This is a genomic window from Actinomadura darangshiensis, from assembly GCF_004349235.1.
Lineage (GTDB): Bacteria > Actinomycetota > Actinomycetes > Streptosporangiales > Streptosporangiaceae > Spirillospora > Spirillospora darangshiensis.
Genome location: NZ_SMKY01000474.1, coordinates 1 through 4468 on the forward strand (window position 1 = coordinate 1; position 4468 = coordinate 4468).

The window sequence follows — 4468 nt, forward strand, 5'->3', positions numbered from 1 at the left end:
CCTCCCGCGGGAACCGCGACTCCTCGTCCACCTCCGCCGCGAAAGGAGCGATCTTGGCATCGGCCAGCTCACGCACCGAACGCCGCAGCAGCTCATGCTCCTCCGACGGCGCGTACGCGGGAAAGTCAGAACTCATGCCGCAGATGCTACCCGCCAGTAGGTAGCTGCGGGAGCCACACGTGACCGCCCGCAGTGGGCACGTGTACAAAGAAGGCCGCGAGTCGGCGACGGCGAATCGAAAGGAGCAGGCCTTGTCCCACCGGCTGACGGTCATCGGGACCGGTTACCTCGGCGCCACCCATGCGGCGTGCATGGCCGATCTGGGCTTCGAGGTGCTCGGGCTCGACGTGGACGCGGAGAAGATCGCGCGGCTCTCGGCCGGCGACCTGCCCGTGTACGAGCCGGGCCTGGAACCGGTGCTGCGCAGGGGGCTGGAGACCGGGCGCCTGCGGTTCACCACGTCCTACGAGGAGGTCGCCGAGTTCGGCGACGTCCACTTCCTGTGCGTGGGCACCCCGCAGAAGGCCGGGGAGTACGCGGCCGACCTGACCTACGTCGACGAGGCCGTCGCCTCGCTCGCGCCGCTGCTGCGGCGGCCCTGCCTGGTCGTCGGCAAGTCGACCGTCCCGGTCGGGACGGCCGCGCGGCTCGCCGACGTGCTCGCGAAGGCGGCGCCCGCGGGCGGTGACGCCGTCCTGGCGTGGAACCCCGAGTTCCTGCGCGAGGGCTTCGCCGTCCAGGACACCCTGCACCCCGACCGGATCGTGGCCGGGCTGCCCGCCGAGCAGGGCGCCGCCGCGCACGCCGAGAAGGTGCTGCGGGAGGTCTACCGGGCGATGCTCGCCGAGGGCACGCCGTTCATCACCGCGGACTTCCCGACGGCCGAGCTCGTGAAGGTGTCGGCGAACGCCTTCCTCGCCACCAAGATCTCCTTCATCAACGCGATGGCGGAGGTCTGCGAGGCCGCGCACGCCGATGTGACGAAGCTCTCGGAGGCGCTGTCCTACGACGACCGGATCGGCGGCAAGTTCCTCGGTCCCGGGCTCGGGTTCGGCGGCGGCTGCCTGCCCAAGGACATCCGGGCGTTCATGGCCCGCGCCGGCGAGCTGGGCGCCGACCAGGCGCTGACGTTCCTGCGCGAGGTCGACGAGATCAACATCCGGCGGCGGATCCGGATGGTGGACCTCGCCCGGCAGCTGCTCGGCGGCTCCTTCGTCGGGCGGACGGTCGGCGTCCTCGGCGCCGCGTTCAAGCCGAACTCCGACGACGTGCGCGACTCCCCCGCCCTGGACGTCGCCGCCTCGATCAGGGCCCAGGGCGCCAAGGTGACGGTGTACGACCCGCAGGCCATGCGCAACGCGCGCCGAGCCCAGCCGAGCCTCGAGTACGGCGACTCGGCCCTGGCCGCCTTCCAGGACGCCCATGTCGTCCTGCTGCTGACCGAGTGGGCGGAGTTCCGCGGCATGGACCCGTACGAGGTCGCCGAGAACGTCGCCGAACGCAACATCGTGGACGGGCGCAACGCGCTCGACCCCGAGCGGTGGCGCGCGGCCGGCTGGAACTACCGCGCCCTCGGACGCCCCTAGGGGGAAGCAAAGGGCGGGAGGCTGTGTTGTGCCGGGCATGAGCGCTGACTTCGCCGACCAGGACGTGATCCGCCGGCTGCTGAACGAGTCCAGGACGTGGGCGTTCGTCGGGCTCGGCGACAATCCCGACCGCGAGGTCTACAGCCAGGCCCGGCTGATGCAGGAGCGCGGGAAGCGGATCGTCCCCGTCCACCCGGAGGCGCGGGAGGTGCTCGGCGAGCGGGGGTACGCGTCCCTCGCCGACCTGCCGGACGCCTCGCAGGTGGACGTGGTCGGCGTCTACCGGCGCGCCGAGCACGCCGGGCAGGCGGTGGACGAGGCCATCGCCGCCGGCGCGAAGGCGGTGTGGCTGCCGCTCCAGGTGATCGACGAGGCGGCGGCCCGGCGCGCGAAGGACGCCGGGCTCGACGTCGTCATGGACCGCTGCCCCGCCGTCGAATGGGCGCTGCGGCGCTAGCCGGAACGGTCAGCCGTCAGAGCCGCTCAAGCCGCTCGCGGAGCCGCGTGCCCTTCGCCTTGGCCTGGCCGTACAGGTCCTGCTGGAAGACCTTCATCTTGGCCCGCAGCTCCTCGTCGCCCGCGGCCAGGATCCGGACGGCCAGCAGCCCCGCGTTGCGTGCCGCGCCGACCGCGACCGTCGCGACCGGGACCCCGGCGGGCATCTGGACGATCGACAGCAGCGAGTCCATCCCGTCGAGGTGCTTCAGCGGGACGGGCACGCCGATCACCGGCAACGGCGTCACCGAGGCGAGCATGCCCGGCAGGTGCGCGGCGCCGCCCGCCCCCGCGATGATCACCTGGAGGCCGCGGCCGGCCGCCTCCTCCCCGTAGGCGATCATGTCGTGCGGCATGCGGTGCGCCGACACCACGTCCGCCTCGTAGGGGACGCCGAACTCGGTGAGCGCCTGCGCGGCGCCCTCCATGACGGGCCAGTCCGAATCGCTGCCCATCACCACGCCGACGACCGGCTCGCTCACCTGTGCTCCTTCATCCGGGGACCCCACCGCAGGAAGTCGGCGGCGTGCCGGGCGCGCTCCCGGAGGCCGGCGAGGTCGTCGCCGAGCACGGTCACGTGGCCGATCTTGCGTCCCGGACGGGACTCCTTGCCGTACATGTGCACCTTGACGCCCGGGTCGTGGGCCATCACGTGGATGTAGCGGGAGTAGACGTCCGGGTCGTCGCCGCCGAGCACGTTCGCCATGACCGTGTACGGGGCGGTGGGTTCGGTGGAGCCGAGCGGCAGGTCGAGGACGGCCCGCAGGTGCTGCTCGAACTGCGAGGTCCGGGCGCCCTCGATCGTCCAGTGCCCGGAGTTGTGCGGGCGCATGGCCAGCTCGTTCACCAGCAGCCCGCCCGCGGTCTGGAACAGCTCGACCGCGAGGAGGCCGACGACGCCCAGCTCGTCCGCGACGCGGAGGGCGAGGCTCTGCGCCTCGGCGGCCAGGTCCTTGGACAGGCCGTGCGCGGGCGAGATCACCTCGGTGCAGATCCCGCCCTCCTGGACGGTCTCCACGATCGGGTACGCGGCGCCCTGCCCGTACGGGGAGCGCGCGACGAGCGCGGCAAGCTCCCGGGTGAACGGGACGTGCTGCTCCACCATCAGGTCGACGCCCTCGGACAGCAGCCGCTGCACCAGCTCGTGCGCCTCGCGGTCGAGGTCTTCGACGATCCAGACGCCCTTGCCGTCGTAGCCGCCGCGGGTGGCCTTGAGCACCAGCGGCCGGCCGTGCTCCCGGGCGAACGCCTCCAGGAACGCGAGCGGCGCGGACGGCGGCACATGCGAGTAGGCGGGGCAGGGGACGTCCAGGCCACTGAGCCGGTCGCGCATGACGAGCTTGTCCTGCGCGTGCGCCAGCGCGGCGGATCCGGGCCGGCACGGGACGCCCTGGGCCTCCAGCTCCCGGATGTTCGGCCCCGGGACGTGCTCGTGGTCGAACGTCACCACGTCGCAGCCCTTGGCGAACGCCGCGAGGTCGTCGAGGGACCGGTCGTTCCCGATCCGCGCGTCGGAGACGGCCTTGGCGGCCGACTCGTCCGGCGCCCCGGCGAGCACGCGCAGCGACACGCCGAGCCCGATCGCGGCCTGCTGGGTCATCCGGGCCAGCTGCCCCCCACCGGCCATTCCGACGACCGGCATCCCAGGTGGAACTGTCACGTCAGAAGGCTATCGGCCGGACGGAGCGAACGATTCACGCGGCCGCCGCGTCGAAGGTGTGTGGGGATCTCGGCAATGGGCAGGGAACGCGTGGAGAGTGTGAAACGTTCATGTTCCGACGTCCCAGCGGCCACGGGCGTCTATCCTCGTGGTGCCTCCGCCATCGCCGCCGCGTCGCCGGCGCACAGCGCAAGTCCGCAAGTCCGGAAGGACGGTTCCCCTTCGTGAGCCTGGTCGCCAATCTCCATCGGCAGTTCGCGCACCTCGTGCGGGAGCTGGCCAAGTTCGGCAGCGTGGGCGCCATCGCGTTCGTGATCACGGTCGCGATCGGCAACGGCCTGCACACCGGCATGGAGGTGGGCCCGCTCACGTCCAACGGCGTCGCCACGGTCATCGCGACGACGTTCTCCTACCTCGCGAACCGGTACTGGACGTTCCGGCACCGCGACCGGACCGGCCTCGGCCGCGAGTACGTGCTGTTCTTCGCGCTGAACGGCGTCGGCCTGGTGATCACCGAGCTGTTCATCGGGTTCTCGCACTACGTCCTCAAGCTGGACGGCGCCGTCTTCTACAACATCGCGCTGGTCATCGGCACGGGCGTGGCGACGCTGTTCCGCTTCTGGTCGTACAAGAAGTGGGTGTTCCTGCCGGCGACCGTCCCGCAGGTCGACCCGGCGTCCGGCCTGCCCGAGGCCCCCTCCGACGACGTGCCCGCGGACGACGTCCC

At 72.0% G+C, this 4468-nt stretch carries 6 protein-coding genes; 3 read left to right on the forward strand and 3 right to left on the reverse strand.

Features of this window, described 5'->3' with window-relative positions; translation table 11 throughout:
* The coding region (locus E1293_RS50595) for an acyl-CoA dehydrogenase family protein (protein ID WP_341770256.1) at positions 1–274 on the reverse strand (274 nt) is incomplete at its 3' end.
* Between E1293_RS50595 and E1293_RS44860 the strand changes: the two genes are divergently transcribed.
* On the forward strand, positions 252–1586 hold the full coding sequence (locus E1293_RS44860; RefSeq protein ID WP_132205925.1) for a UDP-glucose dehydrogenase family protein: 1335 nt from the start codon (positions 252–254) through the stop codon (positions 1584–1586). The genes E1293_RS50595 and E1293_RS44860 overlap by 23 nt on opposite strands.
* Positions 1587–1623: 37 nt before the next feature.
* Positions 1624–2043 (forward strand): CoA-binding protein, encoded by a 420-nt coding sequence (locus tag E1293_RS44865; protein WP_132205927.1) that lies wholly within the window; start codon positions 1624–1626, stop codon positions 2041–2043.
* A 16-nt stretch (positions 2044–2059) separates the two neighbouring features.
* On the opposite strand, the gene purE is transcribed toward E1293_RS44865, so the two are convergent.
* Positions 2060–2536: a 5-(carboxyamino)imidazole ribonucleotide mutase gene (gene purE, locus E1293_RS44870; protein WP_132205931.1), complete on the reverse strand. Its 477-nt coding sequence runs from the start codon at positions 2534–2536 to the stop codon at positions 2060–2062.
* A gap of 23 nt (positions 2537–2559) precedes the next feature.
* On the reverse strand, positions 2560–3723 hold the full coding sequence (locus E1293_RS44875; RefSeq protein WP_132205933.1) for a 5-(carboxyamino)imidazole ribonucleotide synthase: 1164 nt from the start codon (positions 3721–3723) through the stop codon (positions 2560–2562).
* A 242-nt stretch (positions 3724–3965) separates the two neighbouring features.
* Between E1293_RS44875 and E1293_RS44880 the strand changes: the two genes are divergently transcribed.
* Positions 3966–4468, forward strand: a 503-nt coding sequence (locus tag E1293_RS44880; protein WP_243717503.1) for a GtrA family protein, incomplete at its 3' end; no start/stop codon positions are given.

Excerpts from the sequence above, each read along its gene's own strand:
- E1293_RS44865 (WP_132205927.1), top strand. The coding sequence starts at position 1,624 with ATGAGCGCTGACTTCGCCGACCAGGACGTGATCCGCCGGCTGCTGAAC.
- purE (WP_132205931.1), bottom strand. The coding sequence starts at position 2,536 with ATGGGCAGCGATTCGGACTGGCCCGTCATGGAGGGCGCCGCGCAGGCG.
- E1293_RS44875 (WP_132205933.1), bottom strand. The coding sequence starts at position 3,723 with ATGCCGGTCGTCGGAATGGCCGGTGGGGGGCAGCTGGCCCGGATGACC.